The organism is Bacillus sp. FSL K6-2944 (assembly GCF_038005385.1).
In the GTDB taxonomy this organism is placed as follows: Bacteria; Bacillota; Bacilli; order Bacillales; family Bacillaceae_G; genus Bacillus_A; species Bacillus_A cereus.
Genome location: NZ_JBBOTE010000004.1, coordinates 13,266 through 38,832, shown reverse-complemented (window position 1 = coordinate 38,832; position 25,567 = coordinate 13,266). Strand labels below are relative to the sequence as shown.

Sequence of the window (25,567 nt, the reverse complement as noted above, 5' to 3'; positions counted from 1 at the left end):
TTTTTCATAGGGGTACGTCTTTTCTTATCCACTACAATAGAGATATGACATGGGGTATTACGTGAAAATAGAGCGGGTTAAAGAAATTAATGTTAGGTAATTTAGAGCCTAACATTATTGAAATTCTGAAATTAATGGTGCAGTGAAAACAAGAATCAAAACAAGTACTCCTAAGGGAAGACGTTTTTATTTAGATATCAAAGATCGAGGATAAAAAATAATGAAGATTAACACGGCATATCAAGTATCTTTAATAATACATAGGGGGAAAATATAGGGTTGGAGGAGGAAGTATGGACAGATGTTTTTTCATATTTTAACGTACTAATGAAAGGGAGTCTTTTTCCTCAAAAATTTTGCAATATGATATAATCCGTCTTATAAAAGTAAAGGATTGATATAATATGAAATTAGACATTAACAATCATTCAGTATTCTTATTGGAGTATCGTCTTGTACTAGTTGTGAAATACAGAAGAAATGTATTTGATGATGCGATATCAAACTATGCAAAAGACATGTTTGTACGATTGTCTGAAGGCTATAATATAATGTTAATGGAATCATGATATAGATCATATTCATATTTTATTCAAGGTACATCCGAATACAGAAATGATAAGGTTCATTAATGCATATAAGAGTGCAAGTTCTCGATTGATTAAAAAAGACTTTCCAAAAGTAAAACAGAAGTCTTGTTACATCGCAGAAAAACCGGTAATTCTATTGTAAGAATTACCGGTTTGTTGTAACGTGAAAGAAGAATAAAGTGTGTATATTTTCATTCTACATATAAGCCAATTGCGGCCACAATTGCTTCAGAAGCGTATTCCCATTTTCCATCTGTTAGAGTTCCTAATTGTTGTCCAATCTGAGATAGGAGATTAGGCGTAATCGGAATACCAAAATATTGAGCAATGATTGCACCGATAGGTGCCGTAATTTTCGTCCATCCACCACGATCGATTTTAATTTCTAAATTTTTGATTTCTCCAGCTTCTTTTACAAATCGATAGTATACTTGATCATCCAGGCGAAAACTTAAGTGATGCGAAATTTGGCCATTTACGACAGTTTGATTGCCTTTTTTAGAAATATAAGCCGGTTTTACATTGAATTCATGATCGAATACTTTTAATTTTTTAATTTCAGGCCCTAACATAGCTGCTTGAACCGCTTTATCTAGATTATTCATCGGAATTGCATCAAGAGTTTGTGTTTGTTCAATAAATTTGGGTGAAAACACATGAACGGCTTGTATGTACTGCGGAGGTGTTTTTTTTTCAGCAGCAAATGCGCATGTGGAAGGTCCTGTGATCAATATTGCAGCAAGAGCTGTTGTACCAATTACTTTATACGGTTTCATATTCGTATTCCTCCTTGTGCTTCTTTTTTGTGAAACTTGTCAAATCGTGTCATTTGTAAGATTGGGACCATCATATCACAAGAAAAAACAAATGGGAAGATTAAATTCTGAAATTTCAAATTTTAATTCTAGATTTGGGCATATGTCATTCGTTATATAATGATTAAAAATAACAAAGAACAGAATTCTCCGTTTGCTTAAACGTCCAGCCAACCAATCTATTTCAGATAAAGGAATAAGTTTTATAAACAAATTATGTTTCTTTTGTTATCATAAGAAAAAATAGGGGAGAATGGAATATGGATGCAAAAGTAACGAGAATTCGAATTATAAATATACAAGAACAACATTGTCGTGGATGTGAATACCTACTAGGCTCTTATCAACATTGCATCGAGAATTGTGAATGGGGAAAAGAAGTGTATCAGTTAGGAAAAAGTTTGTCTGGAGAGGAAAATACGAGTAAAAAGAACGCAGAATGGAAATGGGATCAGTTATGTGAGGATACGGTTCAATTACGGAATACGGGTCTGGACTATGTGGAAATTGCAAAGTGTTTAAAATGTCGCGTCAGTAGCTTACGTGAGCATTTGAAAAAGCGAGGATTATATAAATAATAGACCAATGATTTCAATGTCAGGATGATGTGGTCGTTGTTTGAAATTCATACCGTTGTTCTTATTAGAGAAGGTGCATTTACTGTAATTGATGAGCATAGGTGATATTCTAGCAAAACACAGCCAAAACTTGAGCTCAGGTTTTGGCTGTATAATATATGGTACATGTAAAATTGAATTTTAATTTTTCCATCTGTTAATTCTAAAATAGCTATGAGTTCTATTATACCATTATTTCTATTTTTTCTCTTTGCATGAACTTCAGATTTTAAGGTGGAGGCCTGTTTAATCTTTATTATATAAAAAGGTGATAATACTAGTTTCTCTACTATGTTTTTTAGTATCCATGTGAGTTTTAAATTCCTGTAAAATCTAAAATAACGTCTTCATATACTTGTTTTGTATGCAACAATATAATTTCTTCATCATTTCGTTTATCCATCGCGCTATTCATTTATTTAAAAAGGAATACTAACATCTATGATTATTAAAAAAGAATAACGTTTTCTTGTATTTGGGGTAGTAAAATTTTTAAGTGGATAGACATGTATGGTGAGGTCTAATAATAAACTCTTCAACTCATTGGATATTAAAAAACTTTGTAACAAAATCGAAAGAGGCCATACATCCTTTATCTTTTTGTTTTTTTCTTTTTAAATTTGCTTAATACTTCATAAACGATTGGAACAATAAGAAGTGTTAATAATGTTGAACTTGTTAATCCACCAATTACCGTCACACCAAGTCCTTTAGAAATTAAGCCGCTACCTTCAAATCCTAATGCAAGCGGGATAAGAGCCCCGATTGTTGCAATTGCAGTCATTAAAATCGGACGAAGGCGTGTTGCACCAGCTTCTAATAAAGCTTCACGTGTTGATAAACCTTCATTTTCTTTATGAATAACGCGGTCGATAAGCACGATTGCGTTTGTTACAACGATACCGATTAACATAAGCGCCCCAATCATTGCAGATACACTTAATGTTTCACCAGAGATTAATAAGGCAACAAGAGCCCCAATAATTGTGAATGGTAGCGAGAATAAAATTGCGAATGGTGCAAGGGCACCGCCAAATGTAACGACAAGAACGAAGTATACAATGGCAATCGCAGCTAACATCGCTAGGCCAAGTTGCTTGAATGATTCTTGAATATCTTTAGTAACACCGCCCATAGAAACATCTACACCAGAAGGAAGATCCATTTTATCTACTTCTTTTTGGACTGCGGCAGATGCTTTTGAAACGTCATCAGATGTTAGTTTTGCACTAACCTCTGCATAAACACGTCCATCTCGGTGTGTTACTGTATTCGATGTTTCACCTTCTTTTACAGTCATAACATCTTTCACAGCTACTTCATTACCAAGTGGTGTTGTAATTTTGCGATTTGTTAAGTCATCGATTGTTTCATAATTTTGTTTTTCAGCTTCTACATATACATTGATATCTTTACCGTCTTTTTTAATTGTTGTCAGAACAGGGCGATCATGTTGATTAGAAAGTCCCATTCCAATTTGAGCAGCCGTTAAGCCCATTTTACTTAGCTTTTCTTGATCTGCGACTAAAGTGTACTCTGCATATGTTTTTGCAATACTAGAATCTATATCTTTTAAGTCTTTATTTTTCTTCATGATATTTTGAATATCTTTTACGACAGGCTTAATGTCTTCTGAGCTATCTCCGTAAACGTATAGTTTAATTTCATTACTACCGCCACTTGCTCCGAAGTCTTGGTTTTTCCATTCGCCTTTGCCAGACATCTTCTGTAAATCTTTAACGACTTGTTCTTTCTCTTTTTCGAAGTTTTTCGTGTCGTTATCATATTGCACGAAGAACATTGCTTGGTTTGATTGACCAGGACTCATTGGATTCTCTCCACCTAATGAGAACTGAATTGTTTTGACGTCTTTATTATCTTGGAAGTGCTTCTCAGCTTTTGTTGCAATTTTTTCAACGTCTTCTAACGTTTGACCTGGTTCAGGATTATATGTTGCAATAATCATTTTTTCTTCTTCAGAAGGTAAGAAACTTACACCGATAACTGGTACAAGTGCAAGACTACCAACCAATAGAAGGACAGCGATACTTGATGTAATAATTTTGTGATTTAAAGCCCATGCAAGTATGCGTTTATAACCATTTGCTAATTTACTTGGTTTTTCTTCATGATGTACTTCTTTTTCCCTCATACTCTCTTTCTTAAATAAAGAGTGAGCTAGCATCGGTACGATTGTAACAGCTACTAGTAATGATGCTAATAAAGCGAAGACGATAGTTAAGGCAAATGGTAAGAACATTTCACCAATCATACCTTTTACTAGTCCAAGTGGTAAAAATACAGCAATTGTTACAATGGTAGAAGACATAATTGGGATAAACATTTCTTTCGTAGCTTCACGAATTAAATCTTTTCCGCGCAATTTCTCTTCTGATAACGACATACGTCGGTAAATATTTTCAATAACAACAATTGAGTCATCGACAACGCGGCCTATAGCAACGGTCATTGCTCCAAGTGTCATAATGTTAAGCGTAATATCCATTTGCTTTATGACTAAAACAGCAATTAATAAAGAAAGTGGTATTGAAACGACAGAGATTAACGTTGTTCGAATATTTCGTAGGAACAGCATAATAATAACAATCGCAAAGATAGCACCGAAAATTGCTTTGCTTAGCATTGTTTCAACTGATTTTTCAATAGGTGCACCTTGGTCGAATGTTGAAATGATCTCTAAATCTTTATATTTTTTCTCAAGATCTTTTACTTTATCTTTTACTGCATTTACAACATCAACTGTATTTGCATCAGAGGCCTTCACAATTTGAATTCCAATTGCTTCTTTTCCATTTGTTCGAGAAATGGATTCTGCTTTCCCAATTTCTTTAATGTCAGCAATTTCGTCTAATGTAACTGTTGGAATCCCGTTCATAGCAGCTGGATTCATTTGCGGCGTTTGTGCACCAGCGCCAGCATTTTGACTACCTTGACCGTTAGGTGAGGAAGGTATAGCTGGAATTTTAAGTTCTTTTAATGCTTTAATCGTTGTAATATTGCCATCTACAACAACTGATTTTTCCGTGTCTTTAAATGTGTATAAGCCAAGTGGTAAAGATACATCCGATCCCTTAATCACATTTTTTACAGTATCTTCACTTAGTCCTAATTCTTTCATTTTATCTTTCTTGAAGACAAGCTGTACTTCATCTACTTGTTGGCCAGCAATTTGGACAGATGCAACACCATCAAGTCCTTTTAATCCTGGTACAACATTTTTTTCTACATTTTCAGTTAAGGTAGCTAAAGATTCATTCTTGCTTGCTACGCTTAACGAAATAACTGGGAAAGCATTGAAGTTTACTCGTGAAACTTTAGGATCTTTAACACCTTCTGGGAGTTTTACATTTGTGAGAGCTTCTTTAATTTCTGTTTCTGCTTTTTCCATATTTTTATCAAAATCGTATTCTACTTGAATAGAAGATGCGTTTTGAAAAGATGATGAGCTTACAACGTTAACACCGCTTAAATTTTGTAGTTGTTCTTCCATCGGCTTTGAAACTTTATCAGCTACTTCTTCTGGTGTAGCACCAGGATAGACCGTAGTTACTGTCACAATCGGTGTTGTAATATCAGGAATTGTTTCCAGCTTCATATTGAGTCCAGAGTAGATCCCTGCAATAGTAACAATAATGGTTAGTAGCCAAATTGCGAACTTATTTTTTAACGAGAAATTGATGATTGTATTCATGTTTAGCTCCTTTTCATATGTATTGGAAATGAATCAATTGATAGGATTTACAGTAAAAAAAGAGTGATACTATACTGAAATAGTTCCCCATACTATACGTAAAATACAATTATTTTATTCGATGCTGGACAGAAGTTGTAATGCATTTTATTATATATTGAAAAAATAAAATTTAATTGTTGTAATTTCGTTTATGTTTAATATGGCTAATTTGAATTTTAATGGATACCAAGGAAATGGTATTTATAAATGCATAAAAAGTCAATTGGAAATGTCTCGATCTTAAGTCTTATTTATACTCTGTATAAGAAAAAACAGGAGTTTGAAGACTCCTGTTTTTCGATATACAATGAATTATTAGTATAGTTGACACTCCCACCCCTAAAGGGGCAAGCTGACTAACGTCAGTGGGATTCTTGCTACCAAAGGCGAATTCCATTTCTGGTATCGCTGACGTGCAAGATTGCGGTGTGCCATCACCACTCCCACAACAGACCATATAGGTTCGTGGGCTACGGTACTGTGACCATACCGTACAGATTGTTCATTCTCAAATGTTTTTACGTCTTTTGCATGACTATACATAAAGTATACCATGGTTTGCTATGCAAAAACGATGTTTTCATCCCACCTCTAAAGACGGACTAACGTCTTGCGTGGGCTTTCCCGCATCATAAATTCTGTAAAAAACGTAAGAAACGAGGAATTATCTAAAATAATGTAATCATATATGATTACATTATTTTCAGAGTGTTGGGAAACCCTTTAGGGGTTCCCAACATTCTGGAATCATTTTGATTTTAGCGAATAAAAACAACATAAAATAATAGAGTTTCAAAAAAAATAGCCCTCCACCAGAACTTTTTTGGTCAGATGGAGGGCTATTTTTTTCATGTTTTGACAAGCTGCAGTGAGATAAGTCTGCATTTGGACAGACTTCAGCCCTCGAAATCGAGCATATCGATAGCCATGTAGTTCTTTGGCGTCTGCAAAGCTTCGCTCTATAGTTGAACAGCGTACTTTGTACAACTTTTTCCCTGTAACTGTTAGTTTGTTTTTTCTAGCGATATCCTTATATTTCTCCCATATATGATGAGTGATAACTTTTTGTTTCTTTGAAAAACATACCTCACGTAGCGGACAAACAGCGCAGTCTTCTGGCTTCGATTTATATTTACGATATCCTTCACGATCCGTTGTCGCATACTCTAAAATACACCCCATCGGACAAACGAATGCATTCATTCATTTCTTCTACATATTTAAATTGGCTTTTTGGTACTTCTTTATTTCTTTTTCCAAATCGGCGATTCCAACTGATTGTAGAATGATCTGGAATAGTATCTGATAGAGAAAACCCTAAAAACCAACGGTAGGCGATATTCGTTTTAATCTCTTTTTCCAATTGACGCTCCGAACGAATACCGTAAAAATATCCAATAAACATCATTTTAAATAAAACGATAGGATGGATTGACGGACGTCCATTGTTTTCACAGTAATAAGGGTGTAATTTCTCTTCAATAAAATCAAAACTAATTGTCGCTTCAATCGCACGAAGGAAATGATCTTGTGGAACCAACTCTTCTACAGAAACACATACACGTTCATCACGATGATTTTTTAAAGCACCCATCATAAAAACTCTCTCCTTTTCCTCTTTTTTATCAGTGTTGACACATAAAAAGAGGTTCAGACACAAAAACAGGCTGTGGAGATGATATAGACCGTGTGAAACAAAGAGAGCTTCTTTAAGAAAGGGGTTACATGTTATTTAATTTGTCATTATAGAAAAAATGAGTTTTACAAAAGATACAGAATGTTAAACTTATAAAAGCCATTGATATCATGCACAAACGCTGATATCAATGGCTGCTGATTTCGATATGTAGCAATCAGTTTTATAAAGTATAAAAAATTATAAGCTCAGTTTTACTCTTCACCAGCAATATGTTTGTGGATTTATCTTTCTTGTCCATCTATTTGATTGGCTTGGAACTCTATTTTCAGCGCAATACTATCTCCCTGGAACATATTTTGATCTGTACCATTGTCTTCAAAGATAAATTTTATCCAGAACCAATCCATTTTTCCAGCTTTTAATCCACCTGTCTCGGCCCATTTTGAAAGGAATATTTTTTGAGAAGCAATTTCTGGTTGTTGTGATTTTAATTCTGCTAAAGTTGTTTCGTGTATAGGACTTTTCTTTGGATCCCAATCCCAAAGAAATTGTACTTTAATGTGTTTACCAAAGTCTTCAACACTATTATCTTTTTTTAAATCGTTCACAGTATAATCAACTTTCATCAGAATATCTTTGATATCCAACGTACCGCTATTTTTTATATTGAATTTTTTCAATATTTTATCCCCGGGTTTTAAATTGTCTAGATTAAGAGATGTAGTAGGCTGCATAGAAAAATCTAATGTTCCTGTAGCAAATTTATTATTTGTTACCTCTTGATCGCTAAAATATGCATATGTTCCCCCACCGACTAAAGATAAACCAAGAGCGGCAGAAACCACTCCAACACCTAATTTCTTTTTCAATGACATTTTTTGTTCCTCCCATATGATTTTTATAATCTTTCCTTACTTAATCAATAATGTCCCCTTAATACAGATATAGCATAAATTGTAAGGATTTTATATTAAAATTCAAAGAATACTTGTTGAGAAAATTATGTTGCTGTCCACCTATCCTCCATAAATAAAAAGTCCCAAAAGCTTATTCTAAAAGGGTATGAATTAGATTCGTAGATATGTCATAGTAGGTAATGACAATCAAAATTTAGATGTATAAATTGAAGTACTAAAAAAAAATTGAGTAGGGGAAATTTATCAAAAAAAGTCAACGGTGTATCTGAAAAGCAACCAGATTTAGACAAGTTACTTAATAATCTTCAAGAAGGGGGTACAGTTGTGGTATTTTGAATGGAATGATTAGTCGGAATATTAAAATATACGTTAGAACTGGTTGGAAACTTGTGGTGTTAGGAGCGAGTTGTATAGAAGTATTGTGAAAAATTACACATTTTTATTTTACAAGAAATTTATTTCTATTAAGTACTAATCTAAAGAAGAAATTTGTCTATATAATGATTTTACTATGATGTATCGATGTGGAAGTCAGTAATCATGGAACTCTGTCTTGTTATTTTTAGATATGATGATTTTTGGAACGATTGTGTCTTTTTCTTTTTTCTACAAAAAAAGTAGAATTTATCATGTTATGTCACCCATAAAACAGCAAAAAGTGCACTCCTTATTTGCTATTCTAATTTGGTTGAATCTTGATTAAGGGCATAGGGAGGAATTTTTTATGTTTAAACGTATTTTTATAAGCATTATCGTTGGGTTGTTCTGTGTTTATGTAACTGGATGTGCATCGTATACTACTTCTGTGGATAAAATATCCACTCCTTACACGAATGAAGATCTGCAAAAGGCTTTTCCTATAGGTATGCCGATAGATACCTACATAAGCAAAAAAAATGTAATGCCAATAAAACATATTTTTAATATATCACTTTCAAATGGAGATATTGGCAGAGTGCTACAGACAAAAGATGGATTTGTTATCATTTGTGGAAATGAAAAAGAAATTTTTGATGTGAAAACATTTCAGACAATAGCAGATGTGCAGAATTATAAAGAGAGCGTGCAAAAATAACATGAGAATAGCATTTTCTCAATGTTCGTCAAAAGTATATGGGATACGGTGTAGGTAATTTTTATTAGCTGGAATCTATAAAATATTCCAGCTTAATTGAACGAGAAAGGATACATCATTCGATATTTAGAAATGAGGGTTTTCTTTTTTTTTGCAAGTGAACTGTTATAGTAATTTTTTGTACATAGTAATGTATTGAAATGGTGTAAATGACCAAAAATAAATAGGGAGGTTATTTTGTGAAAAGGGCGGATGGGAAAATGAGTACATTGAAAAATTACTTTTGTGGCAAGCATAAACAATATGAACGGAGAAAAAAGAAAAAGACACAAGGAAATTTAAGTATGCGAGATATTGAAGAATTAATGGGACTCCACAGACCTCGTTATGAGCGTAGGCGTGGGGCGTTAAGACAAAAATAACACCAAGGGGTAGTAAGTGAGTGATAGAGAGTAAACACATCAAGATCTAAGGTGGTATGGATAGCAGTGTTTTTTTGTAATGGTTACAATAACCAACTAACCAGTTAACTTAAAAGAAAGAGGGTAAGTTGTACAATCTTTCGAATTGTAAGGAAACAATAATTTGTTACCTTTTTTTGTCTAGTGATTTGATGAAAAGGAATGTGACTGCATGTACTATGATTCAGGAGGCCCCTTCCTATGTCTTGGGACAACGTTTTATGTTCAGTCAAAATATAAGAGTATTTATCAAATGAGAATATCTATGGAAAAAATGATTGGTTTCAAGTATATAAAGAAGAAGTGCCCCAGTACAGCTGAAGAAAGCGTCTAAAGACAAGAGGGAAAATAGATAAATCGAGAAATTAGTAAAACGAACCCCTGTCAATTATAGACTTTAATAATTACGAATATACATAAAAAAGAAGGTAATGATAGTTCTTAGTTCGGGCACTATAGACCTTTTAGAACGAAAAGAATAGACTATTTTATAGTCTGTTCACAAATTAAGGTGATGTGAAACGGTTTAAAAAATAATAGCTATAAAAATAAAAAAGAACGGATTACATAATCCGTTCTTTAGAAAGGGAATCATAATAGAGATGTATCTTAATTATAACTGAAAACAAAAAAAATTAAATCTTTAAATATTGAGAAAGTGTTTATGATGATTTTAAGGATGTCCTAGGAAATCCAGTTAGAGGTTAAAGATGTAAAAGAACAGATACAGAAAATGCTAGCTGCATTAGAATGACAAAATCAAGTCCACCCCAATAGATTTTGGGGAATTTGAGTATAGAAGAAATATATGGGGTTTATCATATACTTTTAGAAATAGTCCAATCGTTGTTTACTGTGCAACAAGCCCCGAAGATGTAAGGACTAAGTTTACAACGTCAAAATACACAGAAACAGTACAAGCGATTGTTTAGCAGGGAGGTCTCGTTCTACTTTGATATCTTTTTTCAAGAACATTGGTAATTCTTACATTTCCATACCGCTATTTGTGCCCCTTAAATAATTTCTATATTTTCTCAGTTGACATTTCGTTCTCATGCGTGATCTTGTTCATTTCATATGAGAAGGATAATGTGCGCTTTCATTTATATTTGTGTATTCAACGATATAGAGTATTAGAATGAATTGATAATTTTCGGGCAAATACATTTACAAACATAGTGTCTTCTAATACCAGATGAACAGCAGCTAGTTTAAATGGATGAGTATAGACTTTTCAATCATCTGTCTCACTGAAATTAGTGCCGTGGTGTTTCTTTTTATATCAAAAGGAAGGAAATGGAATGAAAAGAAATAATAAACAAAAATATATTTTCACATTTCTAATATGTTACGTACCGTAAATTGCATCACTATTTTTGTTGTATTTCTATCATTATATAAATATAATACGTTTTTAGGATATTTCACTTTTAGTTATGTCGATAAAACCAATTATATATATCGAAAAGGTTTTATCAACCAAATTTATAATTACCTGTTTAAAAACACTCTTCAGATTATGATGTAAACGTTTTTAGATTGTATATAATGCAAAAACATACGAACTAGTTAAAATGTATACACGAACTTATAAACGCGTTTAAAACGATTGTGGATAATTTCCGTGTCATGGAAATTTTGTGGTTTATCTATTATCTCTTAAAAAAGATAAAATAAAGGGATGTTCAATCCATGTTTGTATTAATAAGCTCAATGTATAAGTTAACCAAGTGATATTTGTTCAATAATTTTTCTGTCAGAATCCTTTATCAGAGGTAAAAAAGAATAAGTATAATAAGTGATGTTTTTATATAATAAAAAAGTGTAACAAAAGAGAGTGTTAAGAAAATAGATTATAAACGAATATGCAGAAATGGAGCATGAATATTGAAACGAGTAACAACAGAATAAATATATTATATTATTTAAGGTTTTTTTCAAATAAAGAAGGGTTTATTAATATTACAAATTGTTCAAATGAAATATTATCATTATCAGGTTTAATTACCTTTTACTTAGAATATGGTTTTATCCGATTGTTACTGTTCCATCTAGCGAAATCTTGTATTTAGTTAACTGCAAAAAAGGTTGCTATACATTAGAAACAAGTTAAACACACCATTGGTGGAATGGAGAGAGGACACATGCAGCTCATAACATTCTTAGCTGAATTTATAAAACACCCGAAACATACTGGTGCAGTAGCACCAAGTTCAAAAATATTAGCAAAAAAAATGGTGGATGTAATTGATTTTAATAGGGGAAAATGCATTGTAGAGTTAGGTCCTGGTACAGGAGTTTTTACGAAAGAGATTGTGAAAAGAAAGAAAAAGGAGACAACATTTCTTCTTATCGAGCTTAATGAAGTGTTTTTCGAAAAGTTAAAGACAAGATTTAAAAATGAGAAGAATGTCATTGTTGTACACGGTTCAGCCGAAAATATAAAAGAGTATATGGAAGAGCTCCATATAGAATGTATTGATTATGTATTGTCAGGATTACCTTTCACTTCTTTACCAGAAGAAGTTTCAAAGCGAATTTTGAACAATGTAATGGAAGTGATGCATGAGAATGGGGAATTTATTACATTTCAATATTCACTTGTAAAAAAAAGGTTTATACAATATTTTTTTCCTGAAATTACACTAGAAAAAGTATGGTTCAATTTTCCACCAGCGTACGTTTTTAGCTGTAAAAAAACTTTAAGGAGAACGCATTTATAATGGAATTACATGAATTATTATCCTATATTGAGCAATACGGTTATTGGGCATTGTATTTTTGCCTATGGTTAGGTATTATCGGTATGCCGATTCCAGACGAAATGATTGTGATGAGTGGTGGTTTTGTATCTTCAGTCGGTATATTAAGTGTCATTCCTACTTTTTTGTTAACATATTTAGGAGTGGTATCTGGACTTTCGCTGGGATATATACTTGGGAAAATATTTGGAACAAAAGTGCTGGATAAGTTAATGAAAAAGAAAAAAGCGAAGTATCTTATAACATCGCAAGAGATGGTTAGAAAATACGGTCATTTTGCTTTAATTATCAGTTATTTTATACCTGTAGTAAGACATGTTGTACCATATTTAGTCGGAATGAATAACATGTCATTTAAAAGGTATGCGATTTATTCATATGTAACAGGATTTGTTTGGGTATTAGTTTACTTCGTTATTGGGTCTATATTTGGGAAACATATAGAAATGATAGTAGTGCTTGTGAATCAATATGGTATGTATTTTGGTGGAATTATTATCGTTATTTCGGTTGTTTCCTATTTGTATTTGAACAAGAGGAAGACAGTATTAAATTGATTTAATTTAATAGACGTGGGAGCTGTTATGTTTTTTGAAAAAGCGTATATATGCATCCGTAAGGTTGCGAACAGACGACGACATTGCAATACTATTGACTTCTTTTAGCCAAACCCAAACAAACATGTTCTTCGTGGCAGGAAGTTTGATAGAGCACGTACCATATGTTAGACCTCTTCCTGTTGCTTTGTATGGAAGGTTTTTTAACGAATTTCCTGAAAGAATTCTCCTTCCTCAAGCGTGTGAAGGGGTAACCCAACGGTAGGTGGGAGATGAATGTCAGTTTGGCGTAACCAAAAGGTTTTCCTTTTTATTTTGCCTCTGATGTAATCAGTCGTATAAATTATAAAGGATGTTATATAAATGAAATGGGACAGTAATAACCATTCAGTATTCTTGTTAAATTATCACCTTGTGTTGGTCGTGAAGTATAGAAGAAATGTGTTTGATGATATGTCAGACTATGCAACAGATATATTTGTTCGACTATCTGAAAACTATAACATCACACGAGTTGAATGGAATCATGATGTAGACCATGTTCGAGTTTTATTCAAGGCACACCCTAATACCGAAATGACAAAATGCATCAATGCTTATAAAAGTGCAAGTTCTCGATTTATGAAAAGAGACTTTCCACAAGTGAAAAAGAAACTTTGGAAAGAGATGTTTTGGTCAAGAAGTTTTTGCTTGCGAACTACTGGTGGTTCGCCAATAGACGTAGTAAAAACATATATTGAAAATCAAAGTGAAAAGTGAGATGAAATGATAGGGCAAAGCAGAATAAAGCATATACATTCCGTTTGTATCCAACAGAAGACCAAGCACATCTTATGCGTAAAACCTTCGGTTGTGTACGTTTCGTGTATAACAGAATGTTAGCTGAACGGAAAGAAGTGTATGAAAAACATAAAGATGATACGAATCAACCAAAGAAACAAAAGCTTCCAACTCCTGCAAAATACAAAGCAGCATTTGAGTGGTTAAAAGAAGTTGATTCATTCATAGTTCGAGACCAAAGGTATCAATTGATGGTATAGATGAGCTTCATAGATAGTGAATTCCAGGTCCGGCTATCTATGACTCACCTCTTCTGGCACAGTGGAAATTCTGATACACCAGCTATTTATTAGAATGTGAAAAGTTGTAATCCACGCAGTGAGATTATAAGAGCCTAACAACGGACCATTAACCTGAGGTAACTAATCCACGAATAACAGAGTGGTTAACTGTCGATAGATTTTATTTCTGAAGCTTTTGTATGCCATCAAGAAAATATTAGGGGTAAAGAAACTATTGACAAAGGTCACTTCATAACAGGTGAGATACAGAGTGCTACTAAAAAACGTAAGGTTGTGGCACTTTAGTTATCCAAAATGTTGGTTTTATATTTTTTATCTCATTCGTTGTAGTTTGTTTATTAAGCGGATACAATATAATCATAATGAATGATTATAGAAGAACGAAAACGACCGTATCATGAATAAACTACCATTTTGTATTTTGTCCACAATACAGAAGAAAAGTTTTTCTTAACACAGAAGGAAAAGAGCGTTTCAAAGAGTGGGTTCAGGACATATGTAACGAACTGAACATTATTCTTGTATACGCTTCCAACAAGTGGTCCTGTTGATACAATGGCAAAAATCAAAGGAAATGTTATTCAGAAGGAACAAAACTTAACCAGGGCATCGCTTCAGAATCGGTTATTGTGAGAAGAAGTGCAAGAGAAAAAGAATGTTACGTTGATTTTGTTGAAAGGCTTTCATATAAAAGGAATAATACAAGTGCATGACTTATATTCAATTTTAGTAGAGGCGGAAGGGGAACGAACGTTGGTATATAAACATGCTGTTTCAACCATTCGTTTTTAAAAGAAAAGAAGCATGAATGTAAAAAAACATGCTTCTTTCGATTAATAGATAATTATTTTTTTACAGCTTCTTTGAGTAGCTTACCTGCTTTAAAGGCAGGTGTTTTTCCTGCAGGAATGGTCATAGGTTTTCCTGTTTGTGGATTCCGTCCTTCACGTGCAGAACGCTCTCGTACCTCGAATGTACCGAACCCAATTAGTTGGACGGTGTCTCCATTTTGCAAAGCTTTTTGGATGGATTCAAATACGGTATTTACCGCTAGACATGCTTGTGTTTTCTTTAGTCCTGTTTCTATTGCTACTTTTTGGATTAATTCGGTTTTATTCATTGTGCACCTCTTATTATGATAGTTATTTATTTTAGTATAAGGGGAGAAAGGGTACTGTGCAAGAAAGTTCTTGAGGTGTGAAATTTATCTTCATTGACAACGAAAAAACGTGTATGTGAGGAAAATAGCCTATAAAAAAATAAGGAGAAAAAAGATGATAAAAGGTTTTGATATAGCGCTAAACGAACTTGAACGAAGTGTGGAAATACTGAAAGTATTGGCGCATCCTATGCGCTTACAAATTGTACATCAATTAGTAAAGGAAAGATCATTAAATGTGTCTGCATTACAACAAATTTTAAATTTACCGCAATCTACGGTTTCACAACATCTTCATAGAATGAGAAATCATAAGGTGTTATCGTATGAACGCAAAGGAACCGAGGTATTTTATCGAGTAGACGATGCACAAGTGAAACGAACGGTGACGATACTTATGGATAGGGAATAAGCGGATATATTTGTGTATCAGACTAGTCATGTACAGATACACATAATAACCTACATGATTATAGTATAACAGTGAAAAAATTGATTTTTATTCATGCTTACGTAACAAGAATAGCAATCTTTCTTTAATAGGTATTACGGATTCTAGGACAGTTTGTTTCTGAAGAAATTCGAAACTGTATTACCAAAAATCGTCGGTAGTGTATACGGAAAACAGAAAGGCCCTTCTAGGATATTAGTTTTTAACGAATTTCCCGAAAGAATTCTCTTTCCTCAAGAGTGTGAAGGGATAACCCAACGGTATGTGGGAGATGAATGTCAGTTTGGCGTAGCCAAAGGTTTTCCTTTTTATTTCGCCTCTGATATAAGCAGTCTTATAAATTATAAAGGTTGGTATATAAATGAGATAGGAATAACCATTCCGTATTCTTGTTGTATTATCACCTTGTGTTGGTCGTAAAATACAGAAGAAATGTGTTTGATGATATGTCAGACTATGCAAAAGATATGTTTGTTCGACTATCTGAAAACTATAACATCACATGAGTTGAATGGAATCATGATGTAGACCATGTTCAAGTTTTATTCAAGGCCCACCCTAATACCGAAATGACAAAATGCATCAATGCTTATAAAAGTGCAAGTTCTCGACTTATTAAAAGAAACTTTGGAAAGAGATGTTTTGGTCAAGAAGTTTTTGCTTGCTAACTATTGGCGAACCACCAATAATTGGCAAGCAAAAATATATATTGAAAATCAAAGTGAAAAGTGAGGTGAAATGATAGGGCAAAGCAGAATAAAGCATATACATTCCGTTTGTATCCAACAGAAGACCAAGCACACCTTATGCGTAAAACCTTCGGTTGTGTACGTTTCGTGTATAACAGAATGTTAGCTGAACGGTCATATCAAATTGCTAAAACTGAAAATGGTACGTATCAAACAGCATAGAGAAATACCACAAGACCATATAATTAAGTCATGTACTATGTGTCCATTTTGCCTGCATATGAAAAAGAAATCGTACAAAAAGAAGTAGAAACAGTTGTTGGATTAGACTTTACGATGGATCAATTATACGTCAGTTCTGAGGATGAGAGAGCCAATTATCCTAAATTCTATCGTGAAATATTAGACCGATTAGCAAATGCTCAACGAGCATTATCAAGACGTACAAAAGGTTCAGGTCGTTGGAATAAACAACGTATCCGTGTAGCTAAGCTGCATGAAAAAGTAGCAAATCAACGTAAGAACTTCCTTCATCATAAATCTAAAGAGCTAGCGACTCATTTTGATGTTGTAGCTATTGAAGATCTAAATAGGAAGGGCATATCGCAAGCACTTCATTTTGGAAAAAGCGTCGCTGATCATGCTTGGGGTATGTTCACTTCTTACCTAGCTTATAAACGAAATGAACAAGGCAAACAGCTTGTGAAAATAGATAAATGGTTTCCTTCCACCAAAACATGTAGCAGTTGTGGAAATGTAAAACATATGTCATTGTCTGAGCGAGTCTATTCTTGAATATGCGGTGTAAATCTCGATAGAGATGTAACGCAGCTATCAATATCAAAAATGAAGTAATACGCCTATTAGCGTTAACATAGATAGTAATAAAATAACCTTTGTTAGCTAGGCTGTCTTAGGACGTTAAGTTGCGGGTAGTTCACAAACTCAAAAAAGTGATACAGAACTCATAAACCATGATTTAAACAGGGAAATTTTTAAAACATATTATTTTTAGAATGTTTAATAATAATATATTAATCGGAGATGCTGGTCCTATCCCTTATAGAAGAAATCCATCCACTAATTACAATCCCAATAAATATAGTCCAAAATAGGGTTTTCCAAGTTGTAGATTCCGGAAAGGAATGTGCAATCATGCTTAAAGGAGAATGGGCTAATGCATATACTGCTAGCTTAATACCAACCCAGCCTATGACTAAAGATACCGTAATGTTTAATTTTGGTCTACTCTTTATTATTTTCTCGAAGGCAGAAGTAGAAAAGCGCATAATGATTAAACCAATCATACCGCCTATTAAAACAAGAGAAAATTGACCTATATCAAGTTCACCAATAGTACCTAAGTTTGTTTTAGGTAAATTCATCGTTAATGCCACCGCTACGAAAATAGAATCAATAGCAAACGCAAGATCAATGAGTTCAACTTTTAAGAGTATCCGCCAAAAATCTTCTTGTTTTTTTATATGCTTTCCTTTCGTTGCTTGTTGATTTTCCTTTTCAAATAAATTCTTTGTAGCTATATACAGTAAATAAAGTGATCCTAGCGCTTGTACTTGCCATAAATCAAGAAGTAAGGAAATCATGCATAATGCTATAAATCGGAATATTAATGCTCCTGTCAAACCGTAAAATAATTCTTTTTTTCGTTGGTTTTCTGGTAATTTTTTCATAAGAAAAGCAAACACAATCGCATTATCAATAGTTAAAATACCTTCTAAAATAATTAAAATCAGTAATGCCCAAATATATTCTATTAACAATAACATCTTCCTTTCTTTAGTAAAGTGAAATGCGAATCAAGCGATAGTTTTCCATGCTATCCGTAAAATTATCCGGTATGTGCATCTGTTGTATGTAAAAAGGAGTTTGAGTTTCTGTTATGGAAACGTACGAACAGTTACTGTAGTGGTATTTGAGGGCTTTCTTGTGTCAAGATAGACAATATCGAATACAGAGTATTAGTAAAAAAATTTAAAAATAACTAAAAATCATCTAACAGCATGGAAAATACGGCAAGATTTTAATAAAAGTTTGTGGTTAATATCAAATGGACAACTGATTTTAAGAGAAAATAATATCAATATGAGCTTCTATTATGTTAACTGTAAGAGGAATATATTTAGCGCAGGTTTAATAAATGCAAATATAAAATCAACTAAAAAGGGTGTTAATTCCTTATGTATTCTTAAATTCTTTGTTTGTGTAGTATTATTTTTTTCAAATCGATTGTTGTCAATTCATTTAAAATAGGTGTTTTCATGTTCCATTTTTTTCATTAAAATTAACAATAATAACAAACCATTTAATAAATATAAACATAGAATAATGTAAGGGACAGCATCCAAGCGTTCCAAACACCCATGCCAAGAAATAAAACTACAAATTATTTCTTGGCCCCTTTTACATAAAAATAAAATAAATTTCATCAAAAATGTACAAGCTTCTTTTCACCTTATTCATAAAATATTAGTAAGGATCTATCAATCCTTACCTCCACTAACTTCAACTCAAAATTACCCAAAACGAAAAAAAGCAAAACAGAGTAATTTAAATTACTCTGTTTTGCTTTTTAAATACAAACTAAAATGTACAAATCTAACTTTATTATAAAGATAAGCTCTATAGCTCACTTATTCTATTTTTCTTTAAGAAGATCCTTACAAAAAATCGATTTTTTATACAACGTTGCACCCTAATACAAAACATTCATGTCTAAAAAGCCTCGAAGTCTCCACATTTTATAAAACCATGCATAGAAGGTAAATAAGGATAACAAACAAATCCAATAATAACAATAATTCATCCTAGTGATATTACCGGTTTAAAGCCCGCTATTAATTCGCTTAAAACACATCAGAATAATGTGATAAATTTGTGTGTGTTATGATAAAATATATAAAATAGTGAATTTAGTATCGATTTTAATAAATTCCAAAGAAAAGCTCATTTTTACAAGAAATGAGCTTTTCTGTTTCAGGCTAACAACCATGTATCATTTCAACCTTTATTAGGGGAAAGATTGAAAGAAAAGTTTAGCTTAGTTACATTTTTGCATATATGTATGAGAAAGTGAATTGATAATCTTTATTCTGAGTATTATGAAATTTAACTGATGTTTTACAGTAAACAACCGACACATATAATCGCAATTTCGAGTTGTTGAAGCACAAGTTAGATACAATTCGTATCATAAAGGAATCTGATAAGTGGATTGCTCAAATTTTTGTCACAATTCCTATATGTAGAAAAAATAGGAACAAACCTTTTAGAAATTGATTTAGATCTCAAGGTGCCTGCGGTAGCCATCACAGATGAGGGTAGGATTTGTTTTTTGGGAAACGGAAAAACAAATGCATGATACGTAAGTTTCGTAATGTTCGTCAGAATCTAGGAGAAGTGAAGAAGCTGCATGCTCTGCGACAACTTGATAATATGGGACAAAAGTAAAAGAATGAAGCATATTTCAAGAAAGGTTAAACTACCCGTCCCTTATAGAATAAAAGAAACAGGTAGCATGGGTGGTGTTCTTACAGAATTTATGATGCGGGAAAGCCCACGCAAGACGTTAGTCCGTCTTTAGACGTGGGATGAAAGCATCGTTTTTGCATAGCAAACCATGGTATACTTTATTTATAGTCATGCAAAAGACGTAAAAACATTTGAGAATGAACAATCTGTACGGTATGGTCACAGTACCGTAGCCCACGAACCTATATGGTCTGTTGTGGGAGTGGTGATGGCACACCGCAATCTTGCACGGCAGCGATACCAGAAATGGACTTCGCCTTTGGTAGCAAGAATCCCACTGACGTTAGTCAGCTTGCCCCTTTAGGGGTGGGAGTGTCAAAATAGCAAGCTTATAAAATTAAGGGAATGTGTTTTCTATATTTTAACTTCTAGATTTCATATTCATCACAAACATTGTGATGGTCGCATTCTTTACGTTTACAGCAGAAACGGCCACAATCGGGTGAATTTACAGAGACTACGTTAATTTTATTAATGGTAATTCGTGCTAATCCAGGGAAACAATCAAAATCTGAGAGGATTATTACATTGTTTCCTTGGAATCCTTGGAATGTTGCACTTGTAGGTGGTTGACAAGCGTACTGAATAACAAGACAAGTTCCAGGAGCTAATGTTCTTAAAAATTGTAATAACTCTGGGTTATTAACATTGTTTACATTAAAAGTTTGTTCTTCTCTTCTAGGCTGTTCTCTATGACCATTACATCTGTTACAGTCACAACCTCCACCAAAACCAAAACCCATAATATTACCCCCTTTCTTTCGTTAATACATCTTATGCTCGTCTAGAAAGGATGGTGTGAGTATATGAGTCTAGTTACGTGTGGATTTTTTCTTTAAATAAAAAAGTGTTTAATATACTTTCTTTTTGCTCAATACAAATATAGTTAAGGATGATTTGTGGTTGATTTTTTCATATAGTGTAATTACGACTGTTGTTTATAAAAACAATAACTAAATTTCTTTGCGTAGGATGTGGGTACCTATAGATGATATACTGGAAAAATCATTGGATTGTACATTTGTTGATAAGTATAGGTTTCGCGGATAAAGTACACTAAAGTTGATTATTTGTGTTTTTTGCTTTAATTTTATTATGGTGTGTGTTTTATATTAGCATAAAGCTCTTACTATCTAACAGCCGTTTTAAAGAGATTTTTTTCTTATATTTTATTGTTTTTCGACAGAAGGCTCATTATTTTGTTCGAAGCTACTAGTTCTATGACTAGTAGCTTTTTAGAAAGCATAACGTTGGGAGAAATGGAGATTCTTTAGTGGATGTGTAGATGAGTGCCCGATAGTATTTTTGAAATACAGAATGAATGTTATTCTAATTGTTCTAATAATTTCTTTTTCTGTTGATGAGTGTTTATTATTCCTCCGCAGAAAAGTCCAGCGGTAGTACCACTAGTTATAGTATATAAAAAGATAAAGTCTAAACTGTGAATAGCATCGGTATTTATGTGCATATAGGTATTTAGAGCATATTTGATAATAAAATTAATCAATATAACCATTAATGGTAGGTAGTTTTTTGAACGAAACAGTATACCATTTTTTAGAAAGAAGCGGTGTTTTCTACTATAAAGTTTATAGCCTAAAAATGTGCCGATTCCAAGAAATATAATATAGAGTAAGAAAGCATAAAAACGAAATGAGAAGTTCGCAAAAATATTATATATTCCCCATAAAATAAAAATTCCTGGAACTATGAGTGACTGAGAAATATTTACTTCGCGCTCCTGAGAAGCAGCTATGCCCCTAGAGAGTAAAAAATAAAACAATAGCCATACCCATATAGGTGTATGTTTCACAATTTCGAAAATCATCTACTATACACATCCTTAACAATAGATATAATTGTGTATAGTTTGTTTAACTTCAATACAAATATACCTTGAAAAATAGGATGAAGTCTTTCAATGAAAGTTTATAATCCACTTTCTTCACCAGGAATTTCCGGTAACATTCAGACGGTGATGATTTTTGTTTCTTGTTAAAGTTGAGATATATGCTAAATAGGGATTTACACTGTATGGAACTATTTTCTTTTAGGGTGGTTTACAAAATATTGTTTGTGACCATACGTCCTTCTTCGAAATAGCATGTGCATAGAAATTGTATCAGAACTAAAAATACTATGTAAACAAATTAGGGAAATGGCTTAGAAACCTAGACAGAGAATGGAAGATACGAACATTCAATAATGAACGAAGTGTTAGAAGGAAAAAGAAATACAAATAGGGGCGCGTATTTTATGTATAACTTAAAAGAAGATATGTGTGAACAATTAAAAGAGGAAAAAGGGGATATTACTATATTTTTAAAGTATCCTAAAACTAATGTTAGCGTTTATTTTTTGTATTAATTTCCTTTTTTATATGGGGGTTCTAGAAATATGATGACAAACATGTCCAAGTTACTATCTGAAAACCAGTGAAAAATATTTTTTTATCTAATTAGGCCCATAGAAAACTGATTTGGAATCACTTCGCTGCATAATTTTATAAAATTTAATATAAAGATTTTTAAAAATTAAATATAATATCTAATAAGTATTATAATAAGAAGTATCAGTGCCTATTTTTTCTTCATAAAAAAGAAGAGACTAATTCTCTTCTTTTTGGGATACTTAATTTTTTTATTTTTGAGAAGTTCCCTGGTCTTGGTGATATAAAACAATACGCTGATGTAAAGGTTGAATTTTTCTGTTGGTCGCTGAATATATCTTTTGAAATTCCTTGATCTGTGCTGGTGAAATTTCTATAATTTCTTTCATGACATACCATTCTACATTTTCAGAAAGTGGTGGGGTCGTTAGAGATCCAAGGTAATGATAATAACTTTTATCGGTTGGAATCATAGAGGCGATATCCAATGTTCCGACATCTGTATTTTTCTTGCCTGTTTTTACATGATTTAGCACATCTTGAAACCCTTTATTTTCTTTTCCTTCCTGAAAAAGTACACCAATGACTGCGAGACGTCCATCTTGACTCTTATGAACAAAATGCACTTCGACAGGATAATGTTGTCCGTTTATGGTATGTTCACTGGGAGCATGAAAATGGAACTGTGTAAATGCAAATGTTCTTCCGTTGATTTGTGCTGTCCCTGTATCATCGACTTGGATGGTGTGTCCATTATCCTCTTCATCCTGTACAGTGGTATTGTAATCGAGATGTATGTCCCCAACATCCTGCATAGGAACGACTTTTGATGTGTCGATATTAATAGGAGATTGTGCATCTCCTGATTCAAATTTCCAATGATCTTGATCTTTATAATTGAGCTGTTCTGTTGATCCACTTTGTTTTAGTTGAGGTTTAGTATCCTTTTTTTGTGGTACTGTTTCTGATTTTGAGCATCCTTGTATGAGAAAAAGACAGCATGCTACTATGAGAAACTCTTGTTTTCTAATCATATTTTTGCCTCCTTTGTATTTTATTTTGATGTGAATCAAGTGCCTATATACTAGACTATATCTTTTTATTTTGTTTCATAAATACCAAAGGATTTTTGTGAAATGAAAAAAAGTATGTTCTATTGAGATGTTAATCGAGCCTTTTTACATCATTTCTCATGGTTAGTTTCTCTATTACTGGTTTTAATATACATATATTTTCTTATCTGCTGGTAGTTTATTGAACAAGAAAAAGCTATACGGTGCTACATGCTGGAATTGTTAGTTTTTTCTAAAAATTACAAAATATATGGTGTGAAAAATAACCTATTATAGTAGAGGTATTTATTATATAGGAAAGATGTGGGGGCGGTTGGTACAGAAAATACTTTTAGTAAGGGTAATTTTTATATATTTTTCTTGTAAAGGAAGCTTCAAAGATCCATTTTAATATTTTTACTGAAGTTGGACTGTGAAAATATTGAAATGGAATTTTTTAAAGAAAACCACTTGAATTCTGTTAGAATATAAGTTTTCTTTTATAAAGAAACATGTCGTGTCCGTTCTATGTTAGGATGTAAATCGTCAAATCGTTGAGGTTTCCTTATACAATGACGCTTGAATGGATGGAATGAAAAGTTTTCTTTAGAAATCTGTTTTTTTTGTAATAGTACTTATATCGAAGCTAAAATAAATACTAAATGGTATAAATAAAGAGGAACGGTGCTATTAACATGGGTTTCATTCCAAAGAAAAATAGAGTAGATATAAAAATCCATTATTTACAGGGGAAATATAGGACACCCAATAATTTAGACTTTCTATACTATTAATAGTATAGAAAGATCCAACTTGTGCAAATGTCAAAATTGGTATACAATACAAAATATGAAGACCTTACCATGTATTAAATCTCTATAACAAGGGGGTCTTATATAATTATCATCTTCTTTTCATATATATTGGATAAGAGAGGATTGGTATATTGAACAAATTATGGTCGTGCGATTCTATACAGTTATTACGAGAAATTGATCGGAAAATGAGCATACTCGAGTCTATAATTCAGCAGATTTCTGAAGGTGCGGTTGCAGAAGAAGTAGAAGGGATTCATCAGATTCTTTTAGAGGTGTCTCAACTGTTGCTCGCTTTACAACATGATCCTAAGATGGCACCATTTGTAAAAGGGTTAAGTCTACAACTTCAAAATATACAAGAACAGTGCAATCGATTATTGGGTATGAGGAGAATGCATTGATTTTTATTAGGGGACTGTAAAATATTATAGTTCCACTCGTTATGTACTGGAAGAGTACAGCAAGTTAGGTGATATTTTATATAATTACTTATTTTCTTCTTAAAAAGGAAGGCGACTACAAGAAAGAACTATCCGTAATATTCTTCAGAAGCATATTAAATTTATTAAGTTTGATGGATTTAGTGCTCATGATTTAATGTATTCCCCGAAAGAATTCTCCTTCCTCAAGCGTGTGAAGAGCGTAGTCCAAAAATAGGTGGGAGATGTATTTCGGTGTGGCATAGCCAGAAGGCTTTGCTTTTTATTTTGCCTCTGATAAAATCAGTCGTATAAATAATAGATATTGGTATAAAAATGAAAATAGATAGGAATAACCACTCAGTGTTATCGGTGTATTACCATCTTGTATTGCTTGTGAAATATAGGGGAAATACGTTCGGTGATAATAGGACTATGTAACTATCTAACTATCTACCCAATACATGTGTATTTTGTGATAGACACATATTGGAATGGAGGAGAAAGGAATTATAATCAATAAACCGAGTAGCTATTCAGTTATCCGTTGATGGCTTTTACGGATATTAATATACGCTTTGTCAAAAGAATGAAAACGCTACCATAACAAGGCATAAAATAAAATTGCAAAAACTAGGTCTTGTTTGATTTGCCAAAAGTTGCGAAGTAAAGGAACGCATTATAAATGTTACAGTTAGAGGGGGCCTGATGGCAGATATCTGGTATGATTGTTAGTTGCAACAGAAGGGTAAGAGTTTCAAAAAATACACTT

General features: G+C 32.9%; 16 protein-coding genes and 9 pseudogenes. 15 read left to right on the top strand and 10 right to left on the bottom strand.

Annotated features, from left to right (window positions below):
- Positions 1–404: 404 nt before the first annotated feature.
- Positions 405–693 (top strand): annotated as a pseudogene (gene tnpA, locus MHH55_RS30585) (IS200/IS605 family transposase); the annotation flags it as partial.
- Between the two features lie 88 nt (positions 694–781).
- Here tnpA (MHH55_RS30585) and MHH55_RS30580 read toward each other — a convergent pair.
- Positions 782–1,366, bottom strand: coding sequence for a methyltransferase (locus tag MHH55_RS30580; RefSeq protein ID WP_078188049.1), 585 nt, complete (start codon positions 1,364–1,366; stop codon positions 782–784).
- Between the two features lie 299 nt (positions 1,367–1,665).
- Between MHH55_RS30580 and MHH55_RS30575 the strand changes: the two genes are divergently transcribed.
- Positions 1,666–1,983 (top strand): hypothetical protein, encoded by a 318-nt coding sequence (locus MHH55_RS30575; RefSeq protein WP_078188048.1) that lies wholly within the window; start codon positions 1,666–1,668, stop codon positions 1,981–1,983.
- A gap of 631 nt (positions 1,984–2,614) precedes the next feature.
- On the opposite strand, the gene MHH55_RS30570 is transcribed toward MHH55_RS30575, so the two are convergent.
- The 3 genes and pseudogenes from MHH55_RS30570 to MHH55_RS30560 form a co-directional block, all read right to left on the bottom strand.
- Positions 2,615–5,734, bottom strand: coding sequence for an efflux RND transporter permease subunit (locus tag MHH55_RS30570; RefSeq protein WP_340882020.1), 3,120 nt, complete (start codon positions 5,732–5,734; stop codon positions 2,615–2,617).
- A gap of 834 nt (positions 5,735–6,568) precedes the next feature.
- Positions 6,569–7,373, bottom strand: a pseudogene (locus tag MHH55_RS30565) (transposase).
- Between the two features lie 323 nt (positions 7,374–7,696).
- Complete coding sequence (locus MHH55_RS30560; RefSeq protein WP_078186809.1) at positions 7,697–8,290, bottom strand: TasA family protein; 594 nt, start codon at positions 8,288–8,290, stop codon at positions 7,697–7,699.
- A gap of 766 nt (positions 8,291–9,056) precedes the next feature.
- Between MHH55_RS30560 and MHH55_RS30555 the strand changes: the two genes are divergently transcribed.
- Both MHH55_RS30555 and MHH55_RS30550 read left to right on the top strand, forming a co-directional pair.
- Positions 9,057–9,407: a hypothetical protein gene (locus tag MHH55_RS30555; RefSeq protein ID WP_078186810.1), complete on the top strand. Its 351-nt coding sequence runs from the start codon at positions 9,057–9,059 to the stop codon at positions 9,405–9,407.
- Positions 9,408–9,646: 239 nt separating this feature from the next.
- Positions 9,647–9,829 (top strand): hypothetical protein, encoded by a 183-nt coding sequence (locus MHH55_RS30550; RefSeq protein ID WP_139362452.1) that lies wholly within the window; start codon positions 9,647–9,649, stop codon positions 9,827–9,829.
- Between the two features lie 1,156 nt (positions 9,830–10,985).
- Here the strand turns inward: MHH55_RS30550 and MHH55_RS36525 are convergent.
- Positions 10,986–11,084: pseudogene (locus tag MHH55_RS36525) on the bottom strand (hypothetical protein); the annotation flags it as partial.
- A gap of 928 nt (positions 11,085–12,012) precedes the next feature.
- Here MHH55_RS36525 and MHH55_RS30545 point away from each other — a divergent pair.
- The 6 genes and pseudogenes from MHH55_RS30545 (at position 12,013) to hfq (ending at position 15,061) form a co-directional block, all read left to right on the top strand.
- The gene (locus MHH55_RS30545; protein WP_078186811.1) at positions 12,013–12,591 is read left to right on the top strand and encodes a class I SAM-dependent methyltransferase; all 579 of its coding nucleotides are present in this window, start codon (positions 12,013–12,015) and stop codon (positions 12,589–12,591) included.
- Positions 12,591–13,187, top strand: coding sequence for a DedA family protein (locus MHH55_RS30540; protein ID WP_078186812.1), 597 nt, complete (start codon positions 12,591–12,593; stop codon positions 13,185–13,187). The genes MHH55_RS30545 and MHH55_RS30540 overlap by 1 nt, the downstream gene beginning before the upstream one ends.
- Positions 13,188–13,550: 363 nt before the next feature.
- On the top strand, positions 13,551–13,946 hold the full coding sequence (gene tnpA, locus MHH55_RS30530; RefSeq protein WP_078186813.1) for an IS200/IS605 family transposase: 396 nt from the start codon (positions 13,551–13,553) through the stop codon (positions 13,944–13,946).
- 17 nt (positions 13,947–13,963) lie between these two features.
- Positions 13,964–14,218: pseudogene (locus tag MHH55_RS30525) on the top strand (helix-turn-helix domain-containing protein); the annotation flags it as partial.
- Between the two features lie 452 nt (positions 14,219–14,670).
- A pseudogene (locus MHH55_RS30520) lies at positions 14,671–14,842 on the top strand (transposase); the annotation flags it as partial.
- Positions 14,825–15,061, top strand: a pseudogene (gene hfq / locus MHH55_RS30515) (RNA chaperone Hfq). The pseudogenes MHH55_RS30520 and hfq, both read left to right, overlap by 18 nt.
- Before the next feature lie 52 nt (positions 15,062–15,113).
- Here hfq and MHH55_RS30510 read toward each other — a convergent pair.
- Positions 15,114–15,389, bottom strand: a complete 276-nt coding sequence (locus MHH55_RS30510; protein WP_078186814.1) for an HU family DNA-binding protein — start codon at positions 15,387–15,389, stop codon at positions 15,114–15,116.
- Positions 15,390–15,543: 154 nt separating this feature from the next.
- On the opposite strand from MHH55_RS30510, the gene MHH55_RS30505 reads away from it, so the two are divergent.
- The 3 genes and pseudogenes from MHH55_RS30505 to MHH55_RS30495 all read left to right on the top strand — a co-directional run bounded on the left by MHH55_RS30505 (position 15,544) and on the right by MHH55_RS30495 (position 17,446).
- Positions 15,544–15,840 carry an ArsR/SmtB family transcription factor gene (locus MHH55_RS30505; RefSeq protein ID WP_078186815.1) on the top strand — a complete coding sequence of 99 codons (297 nt, stop codon included), beginning with the start codon at positions 15,544–15,546 and terminating at the stop codon, positions 15,838–15,840.
- A gap of 428 nt (positions 15,841–16,268) precedes the next feature.
- A pseudogene (gene tnpA / locus MHH55_RS30500) lies at positions 16,269–16,611 on the top strand (IS200/IS605 family transposase).
- A gap of 44 nt (positions 16,612–16,655) precedes the next feature.
- A pseudogene (locus MHH55_RS30495) lies at positions 16,656–17,446 on the top strand (RNA-guided endonuclease InsQ/TnpB family protein).
- A gap of 156 nt (positions 17,447–17,602) precedes the next feature.
- Here MHH55_RS30495 and MHH55_RS30490 read toward each other — a convergent pair.
- Positions 17,603–18,355, bottom strand: a complete 753-nt coding sequence (locus tag MHH55_RS30490; protein ID WP_078186816.1) for a TerC family protein — start codon at positions 18,353–18,355, stop codon at positions 17,603–17,605.
- Between the two features lie 1,363 nt (positions 18,356–19,718).
- Here MHH55_RS30490 and MHH55_RS30485 point away from each other — a divergent pair.
- Positions 19,719–20,033, top strand: a pseudogene (locus MHH55_RS30485) (RNA-guided endonuclease TnpB family protein); the annotation flags it as partial.
- 452 nt (positions 20,034–20,485) lie between these two features.
- Here MHH55_RS30485 and MHH55_RS30480 read toward each other — a convergent pair.
- From MHH55_RS30480 to MHH55_RS30470, 3 genes are all read right to left on the bottom strand, one after another.
- Positions 20,486–20,860, bottom strand: a complete 375-nt coding sequence (locus tag MHH55_RS30480) for a hypothetical protein (protein WP_078186817.1) — start codon at positions 20,858–20,860, stop codon at positions 20,486–20,488.
- Positions 20,861–21,441: 581 nt separating this feature from the next.
- Entirely contained in the window at positions 21,442–21,945 is a 504-nt protein-coding gene (locus MHH55_RS30475) for a hypothetical protein (protein ID WP_078186818.1), read from the bottom strand.
- An 812-nt stretch (positions 21,946–22,757) separates the two neighbouring features.
- Entirely contained in the window at positions 22,758–23,540 is a 783-nt protein-coding gene (locus tag MHH55_RS30470) for a carbonic anhydrase family protein (RefSeq protein ID WP_139362453.1), read from the bottom strand.
- A gap of 964 nt (positions 23,541–24,504) precedes the next feature.
- Between MHH55_RS30470 and MHH55_RS30465 the strand changes: the two genes are divergently transcribed.
- Positions 24,505–24,777 carry a hypothetical protein gene (locus MHH55_RS30465; RefSeq protein ID WP_078186819.1) on the top strand — a complete coding sequence of 91 codons (273 nt, stop codon included), beginning with the start codon at positions 24,505–24,507 and terminating at the stop codon, positions 24,775–24,777.
- Positions 24,778–25,567: the final 790 nt, after the last annotated feature.